Origin of the sequence: Pseudomonas sp. DCB_BI (genome assembly GCF_026240995.1) — a bacterium.
Classification (GTDB): domain Bacteria; phylum Pseudomonadota; class Gammaproteobacteria; order Pseudomonadales; family Pseudomonadaceae; genus Aquipseudomonas.
The window spans coordinates 66,975-89,665 of sequence record NZ_JAPFCG010000025.1 but is presented as its reverse complement, the minus strand read 5'-3'; the positions used below and the strand labels follow the sequence as shown (position 1 = coordinate 89,665).

The window sequence follows — 22,691 nt, the reverse complement described above, 5'->3', positions numbered from 1 at the left end:
GGTTGTGCAGGCTTAGTTGGGGAGGTACTGGGCGCTGACGTATGGCGAGTAGTCCGGCAGTACCGCGTCGACCTTGCCCTGTTGCTTGAGGAAGGTCGCGGTGTCGGTCAGTGCCTGGGTGGTTGGCGCACCCAAGGCGCTGGCCTGGTCGGCAGCCAGCGGGTAGACGTTACCCTGCAGCAGTACCGGGATGTCGGCAGGTTTGGCGCCGGACAGCTTGGCCAACTTGGTCACGTTGTCGGGGTTGGCCAGCCACGCTTTCGGGTCCTTGCGGTAGTCGGCATAGGCATCGAGGGTCACTTTGGCGAAGGCCTTGACCACATCGGGGTGTTTGGCGGCGAAGTCCTTGCGCACGATCCACGCATCGAAGGTCGGCGCGCCTTTGGCGGCCAGCTCGCCAGAGGTGATCAGCACCTTGCCGTTTTCCTTGGCCACGCCCAGGGCCGGGTCCCAGACGTAGGTTGCATCGATGTCTCCGCGCTTCCAGGCAGCAATGATGGCTGGGGGTGCGAGGTTGAGGATTTGCACCTTGGACGGATCGATGTTCCAGCTTTTCAGGGCTGCCAGCAGGCTGTAGTGGCCGGTGGACACGAACGGCACGGCGACTTTCTTGCCGATCAGGTCTTGTGGGGTCTTGACGCTGTCGCGGGCGACCAGTGCTTCGCCGGCGCCAATCTGCGTGGCGATCAGAAAGGTTTCGACCGGCAGTTTGCGGGTGGCAGCGGCGGCCAGCGGGCTGGAGCCGAGGTAGCCGATCTGTACGTCACCGCTGGCCACGGCGGTGATCACGTCGGCGCCGTTGTCGAACTTGCGCCAGTCGATGCTGGCCTTGCTGGCCTTCTCGTAGTCGCCATCGACCTGCGCCACCTTGGCTGGATCGACCGTGGTCTGGTAGGCGACTGTCAGGTCTGCAGCCTGGGCCAGCCAGCTGGTGCCGGCGAGGGTCAGGGCGGCGAACAGGCGCAGCGGGGCATGCGGGATCATGGTGAACCTCTCGTCAGGCAATCTGGGTAATGGATGACGAGAAGGCTAAATGATCTAAGAAATCAAAAATAAATAACTTTTTCGAATTAGCTTAGGAGGCAAAGGCCTTAGGGGGGCAGGCCATCCAGCAAGCTCCATGCCGGGCAGGACATGGGGTCGCAATCTGGGCCAATGGCGAAACCCGCACAACCTGCAAAGGTTTTCGCTCCTATAGAACCATACGGAATTAGGTTATAAGCAAACGTTTGCAAATAACCAATGGTTATGAAAAGGTGGCCCCGCTACAACGAATGGCAGTAAAGGTTCCTAACATATTCCTTAAAAATCTTACAAATTCATAAAACGGTCATTTTGGATTTATAGGATTGTCATTATCCTGTAGCGCAGGTGGCGTCTTAGACCAAAGTCGTGAAACGTTTAGAAACGATTGACTTAATGGTCACGCTTTGGGACTTAATCGCCAATCCACGGTGAGCGGGGCAGAAGACCCTGCCGCCAGAGATACACAAGAATTAGAACGTAGAGGAGCAAAACATGTACAAGTCCAGCCTGGCTCTGGCCGTGGCATTGGGGGTTCTCGCCCAACAAGCAGGCGCTGCCGGTTTCGTTGAAGACAGCAAACTGTCGCTCAGCTCGCGCACCATGTACTTCAACGATGACAACCGCGAAAGCGGTATCGACCAGAAAGAAAGTGGGCAGGGTTTCAAGCTCGACTACCTGTCTGGTTTCACCCAAGGCACCGTAGGCTTTGGTGTTGACGTTCAAGCGCTGTGGGGCATTCACCTGGATGGTGGCCGTGGTAGCCGTCCAGATGCCAACAACACGTTCTTCCCGAGTGACTCCGATGGTTCGGCAGTTCACAACTGGGCACGCATTGGCGGTAATGCCAAGGCTCGCTTCTCCAAAACCGAGGTCCACTACGGTAGCGCCCTGGCGCCTATGCTGCCGATCCTGGTCTCCAACGATGGTCGTCTGCTGCCACAGACCTTCGAGGGTGGCACTCTCCAGTCGAAGGAAATCGACAACCTGACCATCAACGCGGGTCAACTGACCCACGCCATGGGTCGTGCTTCGAGCAACCGTACCGGTCTCTCCGTTTCTGGCGCCTTCCGGGACAGCAACAAGTTCCAGTTCGCCGGCGGTGATTACAAGCTCACTCCAGACCTGACCCTGCAGTACTACTACTCGAACCTGGAAGACTTCTACAAGCAGCACTTCCTGGGTGCGACTCACGTATTCAAGATCGCCGACAACCAGTCGTTCAAGACTGACCTGCGCTACTTCGACAGCAGCAGCGATGGCAAGAATGGCCAGACTGGTTATGCCTTCGACAACAACGGTGGCTATGCGAAGAACTCGGGCGAGGTCGACAACAAGACCTGGAGCGCCATGTTCACCTACACCCTGGGTGGCCACGCGCTGATGCTCGGTCACCAGCAAGTGGGTGATGATGGTGGTTTCGTCTGGCTGAACCAAGGTAGCGTTCGTAAAGACGGTTCCACTTCCTCTGTGGAAGGCAACGGCGGCGCGAGCTTCTACCTGTTCACCGATAGCATGATCAACCAGTTTGCCCGTGCGGGTGAGAATACGACCTTTGGTCAGTACTCCTATGACTTTGCGGCTCTGGGTGTTCCAGGCCTGAAGGCTTCGGTGGCCTACCTGCGTGGTGACGATGTTCGCAACAAGTCCGGTGACGGCAGCTACAACGAATGGGAACGTGACGCCCGCGTCGACTACACCCTTCAGGAAGGCGCTCTCAAAGGCCTGGGCTTCAGCCTGCGTCAAGGCGTCTACCGTGGTAGCGGCGAAAGCGCCCTGGACAAAGACCAGACTCGTTTCATCGTGAACTACACTTACAGCTTCCTGTAATTCGTAATCACAGAGAAAGCCTCGCTTAGAGCGAGGCTTTTTTGTGCCTCTAGATTGGTATGCATTATAGTTATAAATAAATTGTTATTTATTCTTTTTGTTTTTAACCGATTGCAGGCACATTGAACCCATACGGTACAGAACCCAGCCAAGGAGCCGCAGCCCATGAGCCTCAAACTCGGCGATATCGCCCCCGATTTCGAACAGGATTCCAGCGAAGGCAAGATCCGCTTCCACGAGTGGCTGGGCAACAGCTGGGGGGTGTTGTTTTCCCACCCGGCCGACTTCACGCCGGTGTGCACCACCGAGCTGGGCCTGACTGCCAAGCTGAAGGACGATTTCGCCAAGCGCGGGGTCAAGGCCATCGCCCTGTCGGTGGACCCGGTCGACTCGCACCACAAGTGGATCGAGGACATCAACGAGACCCAGAACACTGTGGTCAACTTCCCGATCATTGCCGACGCTGACCGCAAGGTGTCCGACCTGTACGACCTGATCCACCCGAACGCCAGCGACACCCTGACCGTACGCTCGCTGTTCGTCATCGACCCAAACAAGAAAGTGCGCCTGACCATTACCTACCCGGCCAGTACCGGGCGCAATTTCAATGAGATTCTGCGGGTGATCGACTCGCTGCAGTTGACCGACAACCACAAGGTCGCCACGCCAGGTAACTGGCAGGACGGCGACGAGGTGGTGATCGTGCCTTCGCTCAAGGATGAGGAGGAGATCAAGCAGCGCTTCCCCAAAGGTTACCGGGCGGTCAAACCCTATCTGCGCCTGACCCCTCAGCCCAATCGTTAATGGATTCCTCGTTGCATTGCTCTTAGCCAAGCAGGGATTTTCGGGCCGTTTCGACGGCCCTTTTTTATGCCTGCCAAAAACCTGTGGGAGCCGGCGCGCCTGCGAAGAGGCCCTAATGGTTAAAGACACTAATGGAATAAACAAATGAAAAAATATGATTTCTAGATATATGTAGCAGCTGTTAATGTCACCTCCAACAGAACACAAGGAAGCGCAGCAATGCTGGTCGTCTCAATCGGTGGTAGCCCAAGTCTCCGTTCACGCTCCGGCGTGCTGCTCGAGCGTTCGCGCCAGTGGCTGCAGGACCGCGGCGTTGAAGTGGTGACGTTCCAGGTGCGTGACTTTCCCGCCGAAGACCTGCTGCATGCCCGTTTCGACAGCCCGCATGTGCAGCACTTTCAACAACTGGTAGCCCAGGCTGATGGCCTGATCGTCGCCACCCCGGTGTACAAGGCTTCGTTTGCCGGTGCCCTGAAAACCTTGCTGGACCTGCTGCCCGAGCGCGCCTTGGCACACAAGATCGTGTTGCCAATCGCCACCGGTGGCAGCATCGCCCACATGCTGGCGGTGGATTACGCATTGAAGCCGGTGCTGTCGGCCCTGAAGGCACAAGAGACCCTGCAAGGGATCTTTGCCGACGACAGCCAGGTGGCTTACGCAGAAGGTACAAAGCCCGCGCAGTTGGTACAGGCGCTGGAAGAACGCCTGCACGACTCGCTGGAAACTTTCCATGTTGCCCTGGCCCGTCGACCGCGCCCGGTGGCCCCCGGCGTATTGAACGAACGCCTGATCAGCGCCCGCTGGAGCATCTGAACGGCACTACCCGCTTCACCACCTTACTCGCCCGACAACGAGGCAAGCAGGTGCAACCCGAACCTCATTCGCACAGGAGAGCGCCATGCGCACAGTCTTCTTGCGTCGTGGTCTGGTCGCCCTGTTTGCGGCGGCTGTGTCCTTCGGCGCCATTACCCAAGCCCAGGCCGAAAGCCTGCGTATCGGTTATCAGAAATACGGCACTCTGGTGCTGCTCAAGGCCAAGGGCTCGCTGGAGAAACGCCTGGCCGAGCAGGGCGTGCAGGTGCAGTGGACCGAGTTCCCCGGTGGCCCGCAGCTGCTTGAAGGGCTGAACGTCGGGTCCATCGATTTTGGTGTCACCGGTGAGACCCCTCCTGTGTTCGCCCAGGCCGCTGGCGCCGATCTCCTCTACGTGGCTTACGAGCCGCCAGCGCCGCACAGCGAAGCGATCCTGGTGCCCAAGGGCTCGCCGATCCAGTCGGTGAAGGACCTCAAGGGGAAAAAGGTCGTCCTCAACAAAGGCTCCAACGTGCACTACCTGCTGGTCCGCGCCTTGGAAGATGCCGGCCTCAAGTACAGCGACATCCAGCCTGTCTACCTGCCACCTGCCGACGCCCGCGCCGCCTTCGAACGCGGCAGCGTGGATGCCTGGGTGATCTGGGACCCGTACCAGGCCGCCGCCGAGCAGCAGCTCCAAGCGCGCACCCTGCGTGACGGCAAGGGCCTGGTCGACAACCACCAGTTCTACCTCGCCACCCGCAACTATGCGACACAGCACCCAGCGGTGATCAACACCGTGATCGAAGAAGTGCGCGCCGTGGGCGAGTGGTCCCAGGCCAACCCGCAGGAAGTGACCGACCAGGTTGCCCCGCTGCTCGGCCTGCCTGCCGACATCACCTTGACCTCGGTCAAACGCCAAGGCTACGGCGCTGCGCCGCTGACCCCCGACGTGGTGGCCGCGCAGCAGAAAATCGCCGACACGTTCCAGGCGCTGAAGCTTATTCCCAAGCCGCTGAGCATCAAGGACGTGATCTGGACACCCCCGGCCAAGGTCGCCAGCGCGCCTTGATTGATTCGCCTGTGCCGGGGCGCCGCCCCGGCCTGAGCCACCCTTGAGGAGACAACTCCAATGAGCCTTAACATTTTCTGGTTCCTCCCAACCCATGGTGACGGCAAGTACCTGGGCACTTCCGACGGCGCACGTGCGGTCGATCACGGTTACCTGCAGCAGATCGCGCAGGCTGCCGACCGCCTGGGTTTTGGTGGAGTGTTGATCCCGACCGGGCGCTCCTGCGAGGATTCCTGGCTGGTGGCTGCGTCGCTGATTCCCGTGACTCAGCGCCTGAAATTCCTGGTTGCTTTGCGCCCGGGCATCATTTCGCCAACCGTGGCAGCACGCCAGGCCGCAACCCTCGATCGCCTGTCCAATGGCCGCGCGTTGTTCAACTTGGTAACCGGCGGTGACCCGGACGAGCTCGCCGGCGACGGTCTGCACCTGAACCACCAGGAGCGCTACGAGGCCTCGGTCGAGTTCACCCGCATCTGGCGCAAGGTGCTGGAAGGCGAAAACGTGGATTACGAGGGCAAACACATTCAGGTGAAGGGCGCCAAGCTGCTCTACCCGCCGATTCAGCAGCCACGTCCTCCGCTGTATTTTGGTGGTTCGTCCGAGGCCGCCCAGGACCTGGCTGCCGAACAGGTCGAGTTGTACCTGACCTGGGGCGAGCCACCGGCCGCTGTAGCCGAAAAAATCGCCCAGGTGCGCGAAAAAGCTGCCGCTCAAGGCCGCGAAGTACGCTTCGGTATCCGCCTGCACGTAATCGTGCGGGAAACCAACGAAGAAGCCTGGGCTGCTGCTGACCGCCTGATCTCGCACCTGGACGATGACACCATTTCCCGTGCCCAGGCTTCGCTGGCGCGCTTTGATTCGGTAGGCCAGCAGCGTATGGCTGCCTTGCACGGCGGCAACCGCGACAACCTGGAAGTCAGCCCCAACCTGTGGGCAGGTGTTGGCCTGGTACGGGGCGGCGCGGGTACCGCGCTGGTGGGCGACGGCCCTACCGTGGCAGCACGGGTGAAGGAATATGCCGACTTGGGCATAGATACCTTCATCTTCTCGGGTTACCCACACCTGGAAGAGTCTTACCGCGTGGCGGAGCTGCTGTTCCCGCACCTTGATGTGCAGCGCCCGGAGCAGCCGAAAACCGGTGGGTATGTAAGCCCGTTCGGCGAGATGGTGGCCAACGACATCCTGCCCAAGTCCGTGTCGCAGAGCTGAGGGCCGGGCCATGAGTCGTTCTACTTCCTCCAACCTTACCCAGCGCCTGGCGCCGTGGGCGCTGCCGGTGCTGCTGTTGGCCGCCTGGCAGCTGGCGGTCAGCGCCGGCTGGCTGTCGACGCGTATCCTGCCGGCGCCCAGTGCAGTCATCAGCGCCGGCGTCGAACTGGTCCGCAGCGGCGAGATCTGGACGCACCTGGCCATCAGTGGCTGGCGGGCCGGGCTGGGCTTCGTCATCGGTGGCAGCATCGGCCTGGTGCTCGGCTTCATCACGGGCCTTTCGAACTGGGGTGAACGCCTGCTCGACAGCTCGGTACAGATGATCCGCAACGTGCCGCACCTGGCGCTGATCCCGCTGGTAATCCTGTGGTTCGGTATCGACGAGTCGGCAAAGATCTTCCTGGTCGCGCTGGGCACGTTGTTCCCGATTTATCTGAACACCTACCACGGCATCCGCAACGTCGACCCGGCGTTGGTGGAAATGGCCCGCAGCTATGGCTTGTCTGGCTTCAGCCTGTTTCGCCAGGTGATCCTGCCGGGGGCGCTGCCGTCGATCCTGGTGGGTGTGCGCTTTGCCCTGGGTTTCATGTGGCTGACCCTGATCGTCGCCGAAACCATATCGGCCAATGCCGGCATCGGTTACCTGGCGATGAACGCTCGCGAGTTCCTGCAGACCGATGTGGTGGTCCTGGCCATCGTGCTGTACGCCGTGCTCGGTAAGCTCGCCGACCTCGCCGCTCGCGGCCTGGAGCGTGTGTGGCTGCGCTGGCACCCCGCCTATCAAGTTGCCAGGAAGGAGGGCGCATGACCGTGCTCAAGGAACAGCCGCCACGCCTGCTGCGTGGCATCCCGCTGGCCTCCAACGGCCTGCGCAAGACTTTTGGCCAGCGCGAAGTGTTGAAGGGTATCGACCTGCACATTCCGGCCGGCCAGTTCGTTGCCATCGTTGGCCGCAGCGGCTGCGGCAAGAGCACCTTGTTGCGGTTGCTGGCCGGGCTCGACCAGCCCACTGCCGGACAACTGCTGGCCGGTGCTGCGCCGCTAGACGAGGCCCGTGAAGAAACCCGCCTGATGTTCCAGGACGCACGACTGCTGCCGTGGAAGAAAGTGATCGACAACGTTGGTCTTGGCCTGTCTGGCGACTGGCGCCCACGTGCGCTGGATGCCTTGGAGGCGGTCGGCCTGGCCGACCGTGCCCAGGAATGGCCGGCAGCATTGTCTGGCGGCCAGAAGCAGCGTGTGGCGTTGGCGCGGGCGCTCATCCACCAGCCCCGCCTGCTGCTGCTGGACGAGCCGCTCGGCGCGCTGGATGCCCTGACCCGTATCGAGATGCAGCAACTGATCGAGCGGCTGTGGCGTGAACACGGCTTCACCGTGTTGCTGGTTACCCACGATGTCAGCGAGGCGGTTGCCGTGGCTGATCGGGTAATCCTGATCGAGGACGGCGAAGTCGGGCTCGACCTCACTGTCGACCTGGCACGGCCCCGGGCGCGTGGTTCGCACCGCCTGGCCGCGCTGGAAAGCGAAGTACTCAACCGTGTTCTGTCGGCCCCGGGCGCCGCGCCCGAGCCGGATCCTGTAGCGCCTTTGCCCACGCAACTGCGTTGGGCGCACTGAATGACTCACTTACCAGACTGAAGCCAAGAGAAGGAAGCAAATCATGACCATCAAAGCCATCAACGTTCGCAACCAGTTCAAAGGCACCGTGAAAGAAATCCTTGAAGGCCCGGTACTGTCGGAAATCGACGTGCAGACCGCCTCGGGCATCGTGACTTCGGTCATCACCACCCGCTCCGTGCGTGAGCTGGAGCTGCAGGTGGGCAGTGAAGTGATTGCCTTTGTGAAGTCGACTGAAGTGTCTATCGCCAAGCTGTGATGCGTTTGCTCGATATTGGGGCTGCCCTGCAGCCCTTCGCGGGCACGCCCGCTCCCCTAGGTACTTCGCAAGCTACAGCGTGTGCGCGGGCCCTGTGGGAGCGGGCGTGCCCGCGAATGGCCGCAAAGCGGCCCCAAATTTCTCAGCTGGAACGCTTGGCCAGAAACGGCGGCAGGTACAACCCCAGATACGCTTCGAACACCCGCTTGCCTTCCTCGGCCATGCGTGGGGTGATCGCTTCATGCAACTGCACCGACCGCGCATACACCCGGTCGCTCAGCTCCATGGCCAAGGCAAATACATCCACATCCAGCGGCATCACCGGCAAGTGAAAATGCTGGTCGAACAACTTGTACATCAAGTCGCCCAGTTCCATATCGTGCTGCCGGTCGGCCTGCACTACTTCGCTCAGCCCATGCTGCGCCAGAATCAACTGCCGCGCCGCCGCATCTTCGTTGTAGATATCCAGCATGCGCTGCTCGATCAGCCGAGACAGCTCATGCCACGTGCTGAACGCGCGGTTGTCGATCGGTGCGCTCAATGCTTCACGGAAAGCCCGGTGGACATCGGCGGTTAACGCCTCGAGCAACGCCGGCACGCTGGCGAAGAAGTGGTACACCGACGACGGTGGAATCTGCGCACGCTCGGCAACGCTGTATATCGACAGCCCCGCCACCCCCAGCTCGGCCAGCAGCTCGCGGGCAGCGGCCAGAATCGCCTCGATCCTGGCCTGGCTGCTGGCGCGTGGCTTGCGCGGGGTGGCGGTACGCGTCATCAGTTGCTGATCGCCAGGATGCTGGCCTGGTAGGCACCGACGAACAGGTCGAAGTCACCGACTTCTTCCTGTTCCAGCTCGGACTGCTTGGCCAGCGACTCGCGGGCCAGCGTTTCGTATGCCTGTTGCTGTTCGTGGCTCAGTGGTTGCTCGCGGAACGTCTCGGCGTGAATACGGCTCTGACGCAGCGAGAACTTCACGAAGCTTTCGTCATGCTCGGTCATGCGTGCCAGTACCTGTGCCGAAGGCGTCAGCGAGGCGTCATCGACTTTGGCCTGCTGAGCATCCAGGGCGTTGGCATGCTCATCACCGCCTTGAGCCTGGTCGAGCAGGTTGGCCAGTTGCCGAATGCGCTCTAGCAGCTCGCTGGCCCATTCTTTCAGGCCGACTGGTTGGCCGTTGCGCTGTAGCTCCAGGCCAGGGCGACGGCCTTCCTTGACCACGGTCAGGAAGTTGCTGGTGCACTGGCCGCACTCGCCGTTGTCCAGTTGCGGGCTGTCGTCCAGGGCGCAGAACAGCAGGAACGCGTCGAGGAAGCGCGCTTCGGTGAGGTCGATGCCTACCGGCAGGAACGGGTTGATGTCCAGGCAGCGCACTTCCACATACTGCACGCCCCGCGAGGTCAGGGCCTGGATCGGCCGCTCGCCGGTGTAGGTGACGCGCTTGGGGCGGATGTTCGAGTAGTACTCGTTTTCGATCTGCAGAATGTTGGTGTTCAGCTGTACCCACTCGCCGTCGACGTGCGTGCCGACTTCAACGTAAGGCGGGTAGGGCGTGCCCACCGCCTTGCGCAGGCTGTCGGTGTAGCTGGCCAGGTTGTTGTAGCACGGCGTCAGGCCGGCCTGGGCATTGCTCTGGTAGCCCAGGTCGCTCATGCGCAGGCTGGTGGCGTAGGGCAGGTAAAGGGTTTCGGCATCCAGCTCTTCCAGCTGGTGCGGTCGGCCACGCAGGAAACCTTTGTCCAGGGCCGGCGAAGCGCCGAACAGGTACATCAGCAGCCAACTGTAGCGGCGGAAGTTGCGGATCAGCGCAATGTAGGCCGACGACTGGTAGTCGCGGTCATTCTCGCTGCTGCCTTCGGCGGCGCGCAGCAGCGGCCACAGCGCTTCGGGCAGCGAGAAGTTGTAATGGATACCGGCGATGCACTGCATGGTGCGGCCGTAACGCAGGGCCAGGCCCTTGCGGTAGACGTGCTTGAGCTTGCCGATGTTCGAGGTGCCGTACTCGGCTATCGGGATGTCCTCCTCGGCCGGCAGTGTGCATGGCATCGATGGGCTCCACAGGTATTCGTCGCCGAGCTTGCTGTAGACGAAACGGTGGGTCTGTTCGAGGCTTTCGAGCACCTTGGCCGGGTCGGCCAATGCCGGGGTGATGAACTCCAGCAGCGACTCGGAATAGTCGGTGGTGATCTGCTCGTTGGTCAGGGCCGATCCCAGTGCTTCCGGGTGCGGGGTCTGGGCCAGGCGACCTTCATCGGTCACGCGCAGGCATTCGCGCTCAATACCGTGCAGGCACTGCTTGAGCAGGGGAAGATTGGCGCCGAGCAGGCTCAGGCGGCGGTTGAGGAGTTCGCTCAAGATGTATTCCTTCACGCGTCAGTCGCCCCAATATGGGGGTAGAGATAACGGTCTACAAGGGTAGGAAGAAAGGAACTGGCGTTGTCGCCTGGTTTACGCGGATCCAGCAGTGCCAGCGCACTGCTGAAAATACCGCAGATACTGCTTGGTGAGCTAGAGAACCGCGAAGGTTCCTTGCGCTTTGGCCACCAGCTTGTCGCCCTGGACTACGTCGGCGTCGACCACCAACGTGCGCCGCCCGGCATGCAGCACCCGGGCTGTGCACAGCACTTCGCCGTCGCTGACGGCGCGCATGTAGTTGATCTTGCACTCGATGGTGACGCTTTGCTGGTCAAAGCCATGGCTGGCCGAGCAGGCCAGGCCCATGGCGATGTCCACCAGGCTGAAGATCGCCCCGCCGTGCAGCTTCTGGCCACGGTTACGCAACTGTGGCTCAACCGCCAGGGCTACCTCGGCAACGCCTGTTTCCAGGCGTTGCAGGCGGCAGCCGAGTAGCTGACTGAAGGCGCTTTCGACGTATTCGCGTGGTACGTCCATCACTTCTTCTTCAGCTGCTTGGCGTTGGCGAACAGCGAGGCCATGGCATTGTTGGCCGGCGCGGCCGTGGCGGTTTCACGCTGGCGCGGTGCCTGCTGCTGGCGGTTGCCGCCATTGCCGCGGTTACCGCCGCGGTTGCCTTCGACCTTCTCGCCCGGGGTGTCGCCCATGCGCATGGACAGGCCGACGCGCTTGCGCGGGATGTCCACTTCCATGACCTTGACCTTGACCACGTCACCTGCCTTGACCGCTTCACGGGGGTCCTTGATGAACTTCTCCGACAGCGCCGAAATGTGCACCAGGCCGTCCTGATGCACGCCGATGTCGACGAAGGCCCCGAAGTTGGTCACGTTGGTCACCACGCCCTCGAGGATCATGCCCGGTTCCAGGTCCTTGAGGTCTTCGACGCCGTCCTGGAAGGTAGCGGTCTTGAACTCGGGGCGTGGGTCGCGGCCGGGCTTGTCCAGCTCCTGCAGGATGTCGGTAACGGTCGGCAGGCCGAAGGTTTCGTCAGTGAACTTCTTCGGGTCGAGGCGCTTGAGGAAGCTGCTGTCGCCGATCAGCGAGCGGATGTCACGGTCGGTGCCGGCGGCGATGCGTTGCACCAACGGGTAGGCCTCGGGGTGAACTGCCGAGGCGTCCAGCGGGTTGTCGCCGTTCATCACGCGCAGGAAGCCGGCGGCCTGTTCGAACGTTTTTTCACCCAGGCGGCTGACTTTTTTCAGCGCTGCACGGGTGGCGAACGGGCCATTGGCGTCACGGTGGGCGACAATGTTCTGTGCCAGCGTGGCGTTAAGGCCAGAGATGCGTGTCAGCAGCGCTACCGAGGCGGTGTTCACATCCACGCCCACGGCGTTTACACAGTCCTCGACCACAGCGTCCAGGCCGCGCGCCAGTTTCAGTTGCGACACGTCGTGCTGGTACTGGCCGACCCCAATGGATTTCGGGTCGATCTTCACCAGTTCGGCCAGCGGGTCTTGCAAGCGGCGGGCAATCGACACGGCACCCCGGATCGATACGTCCAGGTCCGGGAACTCGCGGGCGGCCAGTTCCGATGCCGAGTACACCGAAGCGCCGGCTTCAGAGACCATGATCTTGGTGATTTTCAGTGCTGGATACTTTTTGACCAGTTCGGCCACCAGCTTGTCGCTCTCGCGGCTGGCGGTGCCATTGCCGATAGCAATCAGCTCCACCGAGTGCTTGGCGCACAGCGCGGCCATGATCGAGAGGGTGCGGTCCCAGTCGTTTTTCGGCGCGTGCGGGTAGACCGTGGTGTGGTCCAGCAGCTTGCCAGTGGCGTCGACCACGGCGATCTTGCAGCCGGTGCGCAGGCCCGGGTCGAAGCCCAGGGTGGCGCGCGGGCCGGCCGGTGCGGCCAGCAGCAGGTCGTGCAGGTTGTGGGCGAACACGTTGATCGCCTCGGCTTCGGCATTGTCGCGCAGCTCGCCGAACAGGTCGGTCTCAAGGTGAGTGTACAGCTTGACCTTCCAGGTCCAGCGCACTACCTCGCCGAGCCACTTGTCGGCCGGACGGTTACGGTTTTCGATGCCGACGTGGGTGCCGATCATCAGCTCGCATGGGTGCAGGGTGCCGGGCAGCTCTTCGCCAACCTTCAACGAGGCGCTCAGCACGCCTTCGTTGCGCCCGCGGAAAATCGCCAGGGCGCGGTGCGACGGAGCGCTGCGCAGCAGTTCGTCATGGGCGAAGTAGTCTCGGAACTTGGCGCCTTCCTCTTCCTTGCCTGCCACCACACGGGCGCTGAGCACGGCTTCCTGCTTGAGGAAGCTGCGCAGCTTGTCGAGCAGTGCGGCGTCCTCGGCGAAGCGCTCCATGAGAATGTACTTGGCGCCTTCCAGTGCGGCCTTGACGTCGGCCACGCCTTTTTCGGCGTCGACGAAGCGCGCCGCTTCGCTTTCCGGGGTCAGGCCCGGGTCGTTGAACAGGCCGTCTGCCAGCTCGCCGAGGCCGGCCTCCAGGGCAATCTGGCCCTTGGTGCGACGCTTCTGTTTGTACGGCAGGTACAGGTCTTCGAGGCGGGTCTTGGTGTCGGCCAGCTTGATCTCGCGGGCGAGCTCAGGGGTTAGCTTGCCCTGTTCCTCGATGCTGGACAGGATGCTGGCGCGGCGCTCGTCGAGTTCGCGCAGGTAGCGCAGGCGCTCTTCCAGATGGCGCAGCTGGGTGTCGTCCAGGCTACCGGTCACTTCCTTGCGGTAACGGGCGATGAAAGGCACGGTCGAGCCTTCGTCCAACAGGCCCACGGCCGCCTCGACCTGCTGGGGGCGTACGCCCAGTTCCTCGGCGATACGGCTGTTGATGCTGTCCATGTAAACCACCTGACATTTGTGAATACGGGGGTCGCCTGTGGGCTTTTCGCCCGGCGGCGCTGGATGAAAGCCGCGCATTATACCCATCGCAAACGGCTTGCGGTGATGGCGCCCGGCCAGTCGGAACTGGCGCCTGGGGAAAAATCTGCTAACAATGCTCACGGCACGCGTTGCAATGGCTACGCCATAATGCGCGGCGATATCAGAGGAGTTATTCATGACCGGCACCGCAAACACCGCTGAAGGTGACAAGATTCTCATCGTCGACGACGATCCAGGGCTGAGCAGCCTGCTGGAGCGTTTCTTCACCAGCAAGGGCTACCGTGCCCGCGCGGTGCCCAACACCGAACAGATGGACCGCCTGCTGTCGCGGGAGGTGTTCAACCTGGTGGTGCTCGACCTGATGCTGCCGGGCGAGGATGGCCTGTCCGCATGCAAACGCCTGCGCCAGCAGAACAACCAGATCCCGATCATCATGCTGACCGCCAAGGGCGACGAGCTCAGCCGCATCAAGGGTCTGGAGCTGGGCGCCGACGATTACCTGGGCAAGCCGTTCAACCCGGACGAGCTGATGGCTCGGGTCAAGGCCGTGCTGCGCCGCCAGGCACCAAGCGTGCCGGGTGCACCGGGCAGCGAAGACGAGTCGGTCACCTTTGGCGACTACGAGCTGTCGCTGGCAACCCGTGAACTGAAACGTGGGGACGAAGTGCATATGCTCACCACCGGTGAGTTCGCCGTGCTCAAGGCGCTGGTAATGCACGCCCGCGAACCGCTGACCCGCGACAAGCTGATGAACCTGGCCCGTGGCCGTGAATGGGATGCGCTGGAGCGCTCAATCGACGTGCAGATTTCGCGCTTGCGTCGCATGATCGAGCCAGACCCGTCCAAGCCACGTTACATTCAGACCGTGTGGGGCGTGGGCTACGTGTTCGTGCCGGACGGCAATGCCGGAAAGTGATGCCTGACCGTCGATGAAAACACCGCTCTGGTTTCCGCAAAGTTTCTTCGCCCGCACCTTGTGGCTGGTGTTGATCGTCGTCCTGTTCTCCAAGGCCCTGACGCTGGTCTACCTGCTGATGAACGAGGACGTACTGGTCGACCGTCAGTACAGCCATGGCGTGGCGCTGACCTTGCGCGCCTATTGGGCTGCCGACGAAGAAAACCGCGACAAGATCGCCGAGGCGGCAGGCCTAATCCGCGTGACCGGCTCAGGTGTGCCCGAAGGTGAGCAGCACTGGCCCTACAGCGAAATCTACCAGCGGCAGATGCAGGCCGAGCTGGGTGAGGACACCGAGGTGCGGTTGCGCATTCATGCGCCGCCGGCGTTGTGGGTCAATGCGCCAAGCCTCGGCCCGGGATGGTTGAAGGTGCCGCTTTACCCGCACCCGTTGCGGGGGCAGAAGATCTGGAACGTGCTGGGCTGGTTCCTGGCCATCGGCCTGTTGTCCACAGCCTCGGCTTGGATTTTCGTTCGCCAGCTGAACCAGCCGCTCAAGCGGCTGGTGTTTGCTGCCCGCCAGCTGGGCCAGGGGCGCAGTGTGCGCCTGCCGATCAGCGACACACCCAGCGAAATGACCGAGGTGTACAAGGCCTTCAACCAGATGGCCGAAGACGTCGAGCAGGCCGGGCGGGAGCGCGAGCTGATGCTGGCCGGGGTTTCCCACGACCTGCGTACGCCGCTGACGCGCCTGCGCCTGTCGCTGTCGTTGCTGAACAGCGACAGCGACTTGAGTGACGACATGGTCCGCGATATCGAGGACATGGATGCGATCCTCGACCAGTTCCTGGCGTTTATCCGCGATGGCCGTGACGAGCCGGTGGAGGAGGTCGACCTGGCTGACCTGGTGCGTGAAGTCGTAGCGCCGTACAACCAGCCGCAAGAGCGTGTGCGCCTGTGTCTGGAGCCGATTCCGCCGTTCCCTCTGCGGCGGGTATCGCTCAAGCGCATGTTGGGTAACCTGATCGGCAACGCCCTGCATCATGCCGGCAAGGGGGTCGAAGTGGCTGCCTATGTGTCGGGTGACGAGAGCGCACCTTACGTGGTGCTGAGCGTGCTGGACCGTGGCACCGGGATCGACGAGTCGGAGCTGGAGACCATCTTCAATCCGTTCATTCGTGGGGACCGGGCGCGAGGCGGCAAGGGTACCGGGCTGGGGCTGGCGATCGTCAAGCGGATCGCGGCACAGCATGGCGGGAACGTGGAGCTGCGTAACCGGTCTGGCGGGGGTATCGAGGCGCGGGTGCGTTTGCCGCTGGGGCTTTTGCTGCCGCGTAACGCAGTGTGAGGCTCACTGGCCTCTTCGCGGCTCAAGCCGCGAAGAGGCCGGCACAGGCTTACCTCAGCCCTTACCCTTGGTCCGGGTCTGATTAGGCCCGCCATTCTTCTCAAGGTGCTCGATGATCATCCCGGCGACGTTCTTGCCGGTGGTCACCTCTATCCCTTCCAGCCCCGGCGACGAGTTCACCTCCATCACCAATGGCCCATGGTTGGACCGCAGGATATCCACACCCGCAACACTCAACCCCATCACCTTGGCCGCCCGGATTGCGGTAATCCGTTCCTCTGGGGTGATCTTGATCAGGCTTGCAACGCCCCCACGGTGCAGGTTGGAGCGGAACTCGCCCGGCTTGGCCTGGCGCTTCATCGAGGCAATCACCTTGTCTCCTACAACGAAGCAGCGGATGTCCGCACCGCCGGCCTCCTTGATGTACTCCTGAACCATGATGTTCTGCTTCAGGCCCATGAACGCCTCGATCACGGACTCGGCTGCCTGGGTTGTTTCGCACAGCACGACGCCGATGCCTTGGGTGCCTTCCAGAACCTTGATCACCAACGGAGCGCCGTTGACCATCTGGATCAGGTCGGGGATGTCGTCTGGCGAGTGGGCAAAGCCGGTGATCGGCAGGCCTATACCGCGTCGTGACAACAGCTGCAGCGAACGCAGCTTGTCGCGTGAGCGGGCAATGGCCACTGATTCGTTGAGCGGGTACACACCCATCATTTCGAACTGGCGCAGTACCGCGCACCCATAAAATGTCACCGATGCGCCGATACGCGGGATGACTGCGTCGAAGCCTTCCAGCGGCTTGCCGCGGTAATGGATCTGCGGCTTGTGGCTCGCAATGTTCATGTAGGCCCGCAGGGTATCGATCACCACCATTTCGTGGCCACGCTGGGTACCGGCTTCGACCAGGCGGCGGGTGGAATACAGACGCGGATTGCGCGACAGCACAGCGATCTTCATGCAGCACCTGTGACAGGAGAGAGAGTGGCCGGAAAGGCCGGTTTGTCTTGTACGTATTTCAGGCCGGGGTTGACTACAAGTTGGCCGTGAATCAGCGCCTTGGAGCCGAGCAGCAGGCGGTACCGCATGTTCTTGCGGCAGGCCAGGGTGAATTCGACCTCCCACACACCATCGCCCAGCGCCAACGAGGTGCGGATGACATAACGGGTCTGCGCCTGGCCGTTGGAGCTCTTGATGGTTTTCATGGTCACCAGCGGCGCCTCGCACCGCCTGTGGCGCAACTGCACCACCGAGCCCAGGTGTGCGGTAAAACGCACCCACGGCTGGCCATCGCGCTCGAACGGTTCCACCTCGGTGGCGTGCAGGCTGGAGGTGCTGGCACCGGTGTCGATCTTGGCGCGTAACCCAGCCACGCCAAGGTCGGGCAGGGCGACCCACTCGCGCAGGCCAATCACAGTCAAATGGTCAAATGTCTTCACTAAGCACACCCTGCGAATGAGGTGGTGAACTGTAAGCATGGCGGGGACTTTTTGCATCCGTATGTGAAGGTAGTACAGTTCGATGAAAGACAGAATCCGAGGTAACGGGATGGCACAAAAAGCCGAAGACGATGACAAGGTTCGCCTGGACAAGTGGCTGTGGGCCGCGCGCTTCTACAAGACGCGAGCGCTGGCCAAGGCGGCGATCGAGAGCGGCAAGGTGCACTGCCGGGGCGAGCGTTGCAAGCCGGGCAAGGAGCCGCGGGTGGGCGACGAATTTGTGCTGCGTACGGGGTTCGATGAACGCACGGTGGTGGTGAAGGCGTTGTCGGTTGTACGACGCGGGGCGCCGGAGGCGCAGACGTTGTATGAAGAGACCGCAGAAAGTGTGCGGCGCCGGGAGCAGGCGGCGGAAATGCGCAAGGCGGGGGCCATGGGGGTGACTACCGATGGGCGGCCGACCAAGAAGCAGCGGCGGCAGATTCACCAGTTGCATGGGAGCTATGACTAGCCTGGGCCGCTTTGCGGCCCATCGCGACACAAGGCCTCCCACATGGATCGCGCTAGATTCTAGAAACTGAGCAAAACAGTTGTTTCCCCAGGTACTGCATCAGCCTCAAGCCTGCGGGGGTACCTGTGGGAGCGGGCTTGTCCCGCGAAGCATCCAACACGGTGCATGGCACGGGCTTCGCCCGTGTTCGCGGCTAAAGCCGCTCCCACAGAGACCTCGTTCTGTCAGGTCCGCAAACCCAGCATGCCGCGCTCGACGATGAAGTCGATCACCGCTTGCAGACCCTCGCCCTTCTTCAGGTTACTGAAGGTCCAAGGCCGCTGGGGGCGCATGCGCTGGGTGTCGCGCTCCATTACCTCCAGCGAAGCCCCCACATAAGGTGCCAGGTCAGTCTTGTTGATCACCAGGAAATCCGATTTGGTAATGCCCGGGCCACCCTTGCGCGGGATTTTCTCGCCCTCAGCCACATCGATCACGTAGATGGTCAGGTCGGCCAGCTCCGGGCTGAAGGTGGCGCTGAGGTTGTCTCCACCGCTTTCCACGAAAATGACTTCAAGGTTGCCGAACTTGCGCGCCAGCGCTTCGACCGCCGCTAGGTTCATCGAAGCATCTTCGCGGATCGCCGTGTGCGGGCAACCGCCGGTTTCGACGCCAACGATACGTTCCGGCTCCAGGGCGCCGGCCTCGGTGAGGATGCGCTGGTCTTCCTTGGTGTAGATGTCGTTGGTGACCACGGCTATCTGGTAGTGATCGCGCATGGCCTTGCACAGCGCTTCCAGCAGTGCAGTCTTGCCAGAGCCGACGGGGCCGCCGACACCGACGCGCAGGGGTTGTTGATAGCTTTGCATGCAGGCAGTCCTCAGGAACGGAACAAACGGGTGTATTGGGTTTCATGACGCGATGAGGCAATGGCCAGCAACGGCAGGCCGCCGCCAAGCTGGCCATCGCCAAGAGCAAGGGCCCCGTCGAGGGCCGCAGGCAGGTCGGCGCCGAGATCGCGCAGCACGGTCTGGGCCGCCTGCTGACCGAACGGCACCAGCTTGACCCCGGCCATGACCGCACCTTCCAGCCAAGCGAAACCATGCCCCAACGCCAACTGGCGCAGCGGGATGCCCCAATGTGCGGCCAGCCAGGCCATGCCGCCCAACTGGGTCAGTTCCAGGCTGGCCCGCCAGGCTGGCGCCTGGCCCAACTGCCAGCCATCGAGCAGCCGCGCCAGGGCCGCGCCACGCTGCTGTTCTTCCAGGCGCAGCTCGGCGGTTTCGCGATTGGCCAGCAGAAAGCGGCTCCAGTGGCCGAAAGCCTCGGCATTCTCGGTCTGGCAAGCCTGGTAAAGGCGCGCCAGCACTGGCCAGTCGAGGCAGGCCAGGGTGTCATTGAGCTGCTCACGCTGCCAGGCAGCGAAGCCCTCAACGCCCCTTACCCAGCCCGCCTCGACCGCCCACTCCAGGCCCTGTGAGTAGGTAAAGCCGCCCACCGGCAAGCCGGGGCTGGCCAGCTGCAGCAGGCGCAGCAACGCCAGGTCGCTGTTCATCAACCGGCCAGCACCAGTGCAGCGCCGGCCAGCAGGCCGCCGCCGAAGGCTTTCTGCAGCCCACTGTGGCGGCGCAGCAGGCAACCGACCGCAAAGCCGGCCGCCAGCAGCAGGCCGCTGACCGTGACAAAGCCGAGGCTGAACTGCCAGAACGCGCTTGGCGTGGCTTCTACACCATGGGCCCAACCATGGAACAGGGCAAACACTGGCATGGCCATGGCCAGCAGCAGCTGGCGGCTTGGCAGCAGCACCGCCCCGGCAGCGACCAACAGCGACACGGCGATCAAGGTTTCCATGCCCAGCACGTCGCCGAACAGGTGACCACACACCGCACCACCAAACATGGCTGCCAGGGTGGCCAGGGGCAGCGTCAGGTTACGCCGGGTCAGTGCAGCGAGCACGCCGGTACCCAGCAGCATCAGCAGGTGGTCGAGCCCGGTCAGCGGATGCAGCAACCCATCGTGCAGCGGGTTGCTGTCATGGCCTGGGTGAGCGAACGCTGGCAGCGCCAGCATCAGCAGAAACAGGGCGAAAGTCTTTTTCATGGGTTACTCCAGGGCAGTTCAGGAATGGGCAGGCAGGCGCACGAACGGGTGATCGTGGCCATGGGCATGATTGTGGCTATGGCCGTGCGGGGCACTCTGGTAGGCGCCGGCTTCAGGCTCGAACGGGGCCTGTTCAGCCTCCACGGTCAGGCCCAGGCCACGCAGCATGTCGTCCAGTACATGGTCGTGCTGGAAGCGCAGCAGGCCAGGCTCGATCTGCAACGGCACATGCCGGTTACCCAGGTGGTAGGCGGCACGGGCCAGCAGGTGTGGATCAGCACAACGCACCGTGGACACTGCCTCCGGCGCTGCCAGCACACGGATCAGCTGGTTGCCTTCGGCATCGGCCAGCAGTTCACCACCGCGCAACAGGTGGCCGCGCTCCAGCATCAGCCCGGCCTCGCGGCCATCGTCCAGCGTCAGCCGCAAACGGCTCTTGATACGGCTGTCCACGTCGAGGGTGACAGTGCCGGTTTCGGCGAGCGTGCCGGGGTCGGTGATACGGCGATTCAAGACAATCATCGGTGCTCCTTCAGAACAGGAAATAGCGCTGGGCCAGCGGCAGTTCGCTGGCCGGCTCGCAAACCAGCAGCTCGCCATCGGCACGCACCTGATAGGTCTGCGCATCGACCTCGATCAGCGGCTGCAAGGTGTTGTGGACCATGTCCGGCTTGCGTACCCGGCGACAACCGTCGACCACACCAATCAGGCTGCGTAGGTTCAAGGCCTCGGCCAGGCCACGGGCCATGGCTGCCTGGGGCAGGAAGGTCATGCGCGTGGCATGCCGCGCCGCGCCCAATGCGCCGAACATCGGCCGGTAATGCACTGGTTGTGGCGTGGGGATGGAGCCGTTGATATCGCCCATGGGCGCGGTAACGATCATCCCGCCCTTGATCACCAGAGCCGGCTTGACCGCAAAGAACGCTGGCGCCCACAGCACCAGGTCGGCCAGCTTGCCGGGTTCCACCGAACCCACCTCGTGGCCGATGCCATGGGTGAGCGCCGGGTTGATGGTGTATTTGGCGATGTAGCGCTTGACCCGGAAGTTGTCGCTGTAGCTGGTATCCGGTGCCAACGGGCCACGACGCAGCTTCATCTGGTGCGCCACCTGCCAGGTGCGCAGTACCACTTCGCCAACCCGGCCCATGGCTTGCGAGTCGGAAGAGGTCATGGCGAAGGCGCCCATGTCGTGAAGGATGTCTTCGGCGGCGATGGTTTCACGGCGGATACGCGACTCGGCGAAGGCCACGTCTTCGGCGATGCTGGGGTCCAGGTGGTGGCAGACCATGAGCATGTCCAGGTGCTCGTCCACGGTGTTGACGGTGTACGGAAGGGTCGGGTTGGTCGAGGACGGCAGCACGTTGGCCTGCCCCGCCGCGCGAATGATGTCGGGCGCATGGCCACCACCGGCACCTTCGGTATGGAAGGTGTGGATGGTGCGGTCGCCGATCGCCGCCAGGGTGTCTTCGATACAGCCGGACTCGTTGAGGGTGTCGGTATGAATCGCCACCTGAATGTCCATTTCTTCGGCCACGCCCAGGCAGCAGTCGATGGCCGCAGGTGTCGAGCCCCAGTCCTCATGCAGCTTGAGCCCTACCGCGCCCGCGGCAATCTGCTCGCGCAACGCTTCAGGGCGCGAGGCATTACCCTTGCCCAGCAGGCCGATGTTGATCGGCAGGCTGTCGGCGGCCTGCAGCATGCGCGCCAGATACCAAGGGCCAGGCGTGCACGTGGTGGCATTGGTGCCAGTCGCCGGGCCGGTGCCGCCGCCGATGAAGGTGGTGACGCCACTGTTCAGTGCCTCATCCACCTGTTGCGGGCAGATGAAGTGGATATGCGAGTCGACCCCGCCGGCGGTGACGATCTTGCCTTCAGCCGCGATCACTTCGGTACCTGGCCCGACCGGCACGTTGACGCCCGGCTGCACATCGGGGTTGCCGGCCTTGCCGATCACGGCAATGCGCCCGTGCTTGATGCCGATATCAGCCTTGACGATACCCCAGTGGTCGATGACCAAGGCATTGGTCAGCACCAGGTCCATGGCTTCGGCAGCCAGCATCTGGCCCTGCCCCATGCCATCGCGGATGACCTTGCCACCGCCAAACTTCACCTCTTCGCCATAAATCGTGAAGTCTTTTTCGACTTCCACCCATAACGCGGTATCGGCCAGGCGCACACGGTCACCCACGGTGGGGCCGAACATGTCGGCATAGGCCTGCCGGGAAATACGGCTCATGCCCTGCCCTCCAGCGCGCCCATTACCTTGCCCTGAAAGCCATACACCTCACGCTTGCCGGCGTAGGCCACCAGTTGCACGGTACGTGCCTGGCCAGGCTCAAAGCGCACCGCGGTGCCGGCCGGGATGTCCAGGCGAAAGCCCAAGGTCGGCGCACGGTCGAACACCAACGCCTCGTTGACTTCGTAAAAGTGGTAGTGCGAGCCAACCTGCACCGGTCGGTCGCCGTGGTTGGCCACGCTGACGCTGACCGTTGCGCGGCCGCTGTTCAGCTCGATGTCGCCAGCGGCGACCTGGATTTCACCTGGGATCATGCGGCGCT

The 22,691-nt window shown here is 62.6% G+C and carries 24 protein-coding genes; 11 read left to right on the top strand and 13 right to left on the bottom strand.

Features of this window, described 5'->3' with window-relative positions:
- Positions 1-12: 12 nt before the first annotated feature.
- Positions 13-984 carry a taurine ABC transporter substrate-binding protein gene (tauA, locus tag OO258_RS23645; RefSeq protein WP_266033292.1) on the bottom strand — a complete coding sequence of 324 codons (972 nt, stop codon included), beginning with the start codon at positions 982-984 and terminating at the stop codon, positions 13-15.
- Positions 985-1,518: 534 nt separating this feature from the next.
- Here tauA and OO258_RS23640 point away from each other — a divergent pair.
- From OO258_RS23640 to OO258_RS23605, 8 genes are all read left to right on the top strand, one after another.
- Positions 1,519-2,853: an OprD family porin gene (locus OO258_RS23640; protein ID WP_266033290.1), complete on the top strand. Its 1,335-nt coding sequence runs from the start codon at positions 1,519-1,521 to the stop codon at positions 2,851-2,853.
- A gap of 165 nt (positions 2,854-3,018) precedes the next feature.
- On the top strand, positions 3,019-3,657 hold the full coding sequence (locus OO258_RS23635; protein WP_016497546.1) for a peroxiredoxin: 639 nt from the start codon (positions 3,019-3,021) through the stop codon (positions 3,655-3,657).
- Positions 3,658-3,876: 219 nt separating this feature from the next.
- Positions 3,877-4,470 carry an NADPH-dependent FMN reductase gene (ssuE, locus tag OO258_RS23630; RefSeq protein WP_266033287.1) on the top strand — a complete coding sequence of 198 codons (594 nt, stop codon included), beginning with the start codon at positions 3,877-3,879 and terminating at the stop codon, positions 4,468-4,470.
- Positions 4,471-4,555: 85 nt separating this feature from the next.
- On the top strand, positions 4,556-5,521 hold the full coding sequence (locus OO258_RS23625) for a sulfonate ABC transporter substrate-binding protein (protein WP_266033284.1): 966 nt from the start codon (positions 4,556-4,558) through the stop codon (positions 5,519-5,521).
- Positions 5,522-5,581: 60 nt separating this feature from the next.
- A complete protein-coding gene (gene ssuD, locus OO258_RS23620; RefSeq protein ID WP_110744820.1) occupies positions 5,582-6,730 on the top strand; it encodes an FMNH2-dependent alkanesulfonate monooxygenase in 1,149 nt (382 codons plus the stop codon).
- 10 nt (positions 6,731-6,740) lie between these two features.
- Entirely contained in the window at positions 6,741-7,538 is a 798-nt protein-coding gene (gene ssuC / locus OO258_RS23615; protein WP_266033279.1) for an aliphatic sulfonate ABC transporter permease SsuC, read from the top strand.
- A complete protein-coding gene (gene ssuB / locus OO258_RS23610) occupies positions 7,535-8,347 on the top strand; it encodes an aliphatic sulfonates ABC transporter ATP-binding protein (RefSeq protein ID WP_266033275.1) in 813 nt (270 codons plus the stop codon). Before ssuC ends, ssuB begins: the two co-directional genes overlap by 4 nt.
- A 43-nt stretch (positions 8,348-8,390) precedes the next feature.
- Complete coding sequence (locus OO258_RS23605; RefSeq protein WP_003255829.1) at positions 8,391-8,606, top strand: TOBE domain-containing protein; 216 nt, start codon at positions 8,391-8,393, stop codon at positions 8,604-8,606.
- A gap of 142 nt (positions 8,607-8,748) precedes the next feature.
- Here the strand turns inward: OO258_RS23605 and OO258_RS23600 are convergent, their stop codons facing one another.
- The 4 genes from OO258_RS23600 to OO258_RS23585 form a co-directional block, all read right to left on the bottom strand.
- Positions 8,749-9,381: a TetR/AcrR family transcriptional regulator gene (locus OO258_RS23600; protein ID WP_110744817.1), complete on the bottom strand. Its 633-nt coding sequence runs from the start codon at positions 9,379-9,381 to the stop codon at positions 8,749-8,751.
- Positions 9,381-10,958, bottom strand: a complete 1,578-nt coding sequence (gene gshA, locus OO258_RS23595; RefSeq protein WP_266033272.1) for a glutamate--cysteine ligase — start codon at positions 10,956-10,958, stop codon at positions 9,381-9,383. The genes OO258_RS23600 and gshA overlap by 1 nt, the downstream gene beginning before the upstream one ends.
- Before the next feature lie 153 nt (positions 10,959-11,111).
- A complete protein-coding gene (locus OO258_RS23590) occupies positions 11,112-11,495 on the bottom strand; it encodes a PaaI family thioesterase (RefSeq protein ID WP_266033269.1) in 384 nt (127 codons plus the stop codon).
- A complete protein-coding gene (locus OO258_RS23585; RefSeq protein ID WP_266033266.1) occupies positions 11,495-13,819 on the bottom strand; it encodes a Tex family protein in 2,325 nt (774 codons plus the stop codon). Before OO258_RS23585 ends, OO258_RS23590 begins: the two co-directional genes overlap by 1 nt.
- 217 nt (positions 13,820-14,036) lie before the next feature.
- Between OO258_RS23585 and ompR the strand changes: the two genes are divergently transcribed.
- Positions 14,037-14,777 carry a two-component system response regulator OmpR gene (gene ompR, locus OO258_RS23580; protein WP_110744814.1) on the top strand — a complete coding sequence of 247 codons (741 nt, stop codon included), beginning with the start codon at positions 14,037-14,039 and terminating at the stop codon, positions 14,775-14,777.
- A 13-nt stretch (positions 14,778-14,790) separates the two neighbouring features.
- Positions 14,791-16,104: an ATP-binding protein gene (locus OO258_RS23575; RefSeq protein ID WP_110744813.1), complete on the top strand. Its 1,314-nt coding sequence runs from the start codon at positions 14,791-14,793 to the stop codon at positions 16,102-16,104.
- Positions 16,105-16,158: 54 nt separating this feature from the next.
- Here OO258_RS23575 and rimK read toward each other — a convergent pair whose 3' ends face one another.
- Together rimK and OO258_RS23565 are read right to left on the bottom strand one after the other, a co-directional pair.
- Positions 16,159-17,064: a 30S ribosomal protein S6--L-glutamate ligase gene (gene rimK / locus OO258_RS23570; protein ID WP_012316721.1), complete on the bottom strand. Its 906-nt coding sequence runs from the start codon at positions 17,062-17,064 to the stop codon at positions 16,159-16,161.
- Complete coding sequence (locus tag OO258_RS23565; RefSeq protein ID WP_041166351.1) at positions 17,061-17,543, bottom strand: ATP-dependent zinc protease; 483 nt, start codon at positions 17,541-17,543, stop codon at positions 17,061-17,063. The genes rimK and OO258_RS23565 overlap by 4 nt, the downstream gene beginning before the upstream one ends.
- 109 nt (positions 17,544-17,652) lie before the next feature.
- On the opposite strand from OO258_RS23565, the gene OO258_RS23560 reads away from it, so the two are divergent.
- Positions 17,653-18,054 carry an RNA-binding S4 domain-containing protein gene (locus tag OO258_RS23560; protein WP_110744812.1) on the top strand — a complete coding sequence of 134 codons (402 nt, stop codon included), beginning with the start codon at positions 17,653-17,655 and terminating at the stop codon, positions 18,052-18,054.
- Between the two features lie 224 nt (positions 18,055-18,278).
- On the opposite strand, the gene ureG is transcribed toward OO258_RS23560, so the two are convergent.
- From ureG to OO258_RS23530, 6 genes are read right to left on the bottom strand one after another with little or no spacing between them, the layout of a single operon-like run.
- Positions 18,279-18,902 (bottom strand): urease accessory protein UreG, encoded by a 624-nt coding sequence (gene ureG, locus OO258_RS23555; protein WP_266033257.1) that lies wholly within the window; start codon positions 18,900-18,902, stop codon positions 18,279-18,281.
- An 11-nt stretch (positions 18,903-18,913) separates the two neighbouring features.
- The gene (locus OO258_RS23550) at positions 18,914-19,588 is read right to left on the bottom strand and encodes an urease accessory protein UreF (protein WP_266033254.1); all 675 of its coding nucleotides are present in this window, start codon (positions 19,586-19,588) and stop codon (positions 18,914-18,916) included.
- Positions 19,588-20,133 (bottom strand): HupE/UreJ family protein, encoded by a 546-nt coding sequence (locus tag OO258_RS23545; RefSeq protein ID WP_110744345.1) that lies wholly within the window; start codon positions 20,131-20,133, stop codon positions 19,588-19,590. The genes OO258_RS23550 and OO258_RS23545 overlap by 1 nt, the downstream gene beginning before the upstream one ends.
- A gap of 18 nt (positions 20,134-20,151) precedes the next feature.
- A complete protein-coding gene (gene ureE / locus OO258_RS23540) occupies positions 20,152-20,655 on the bottom strand; it encodes an urease accessory protein UreE (RefSeq protein WP_110744346.1) in 504 nt (167 codons plus the stop codon).
- Between the two features lie 10 nt (positions 20,656-20,665).
- Positions 20,666-22,369, bottom strand: a complete 1,704-nt coding sequence (ureC, locus tag OO258_RS23535; RefSeq protein ID WP_266033251.1) for an urease subunit alpha — start codon at positions 22,367-22,369, stop codon at positions 20,666-20,668.
- Positions 22,366-22,683 carry an urease subunit beta gene (locus tag OO258_RS23530; RefSeq protein WP_110744348.1) on the bottom strand — a complete coding sequence of 106 codons (318 nt, stop codon included), beginning with the start codon at positions 22,681-22,683 and terminating at the stop codon, positions 22,366-22,368. Before OO258_RS23530 ends, ureC begins: the two co-directional genes overlap by 4 nt.
- Positions 22,684-22,691: the final 8 nt, after the last annotated feature.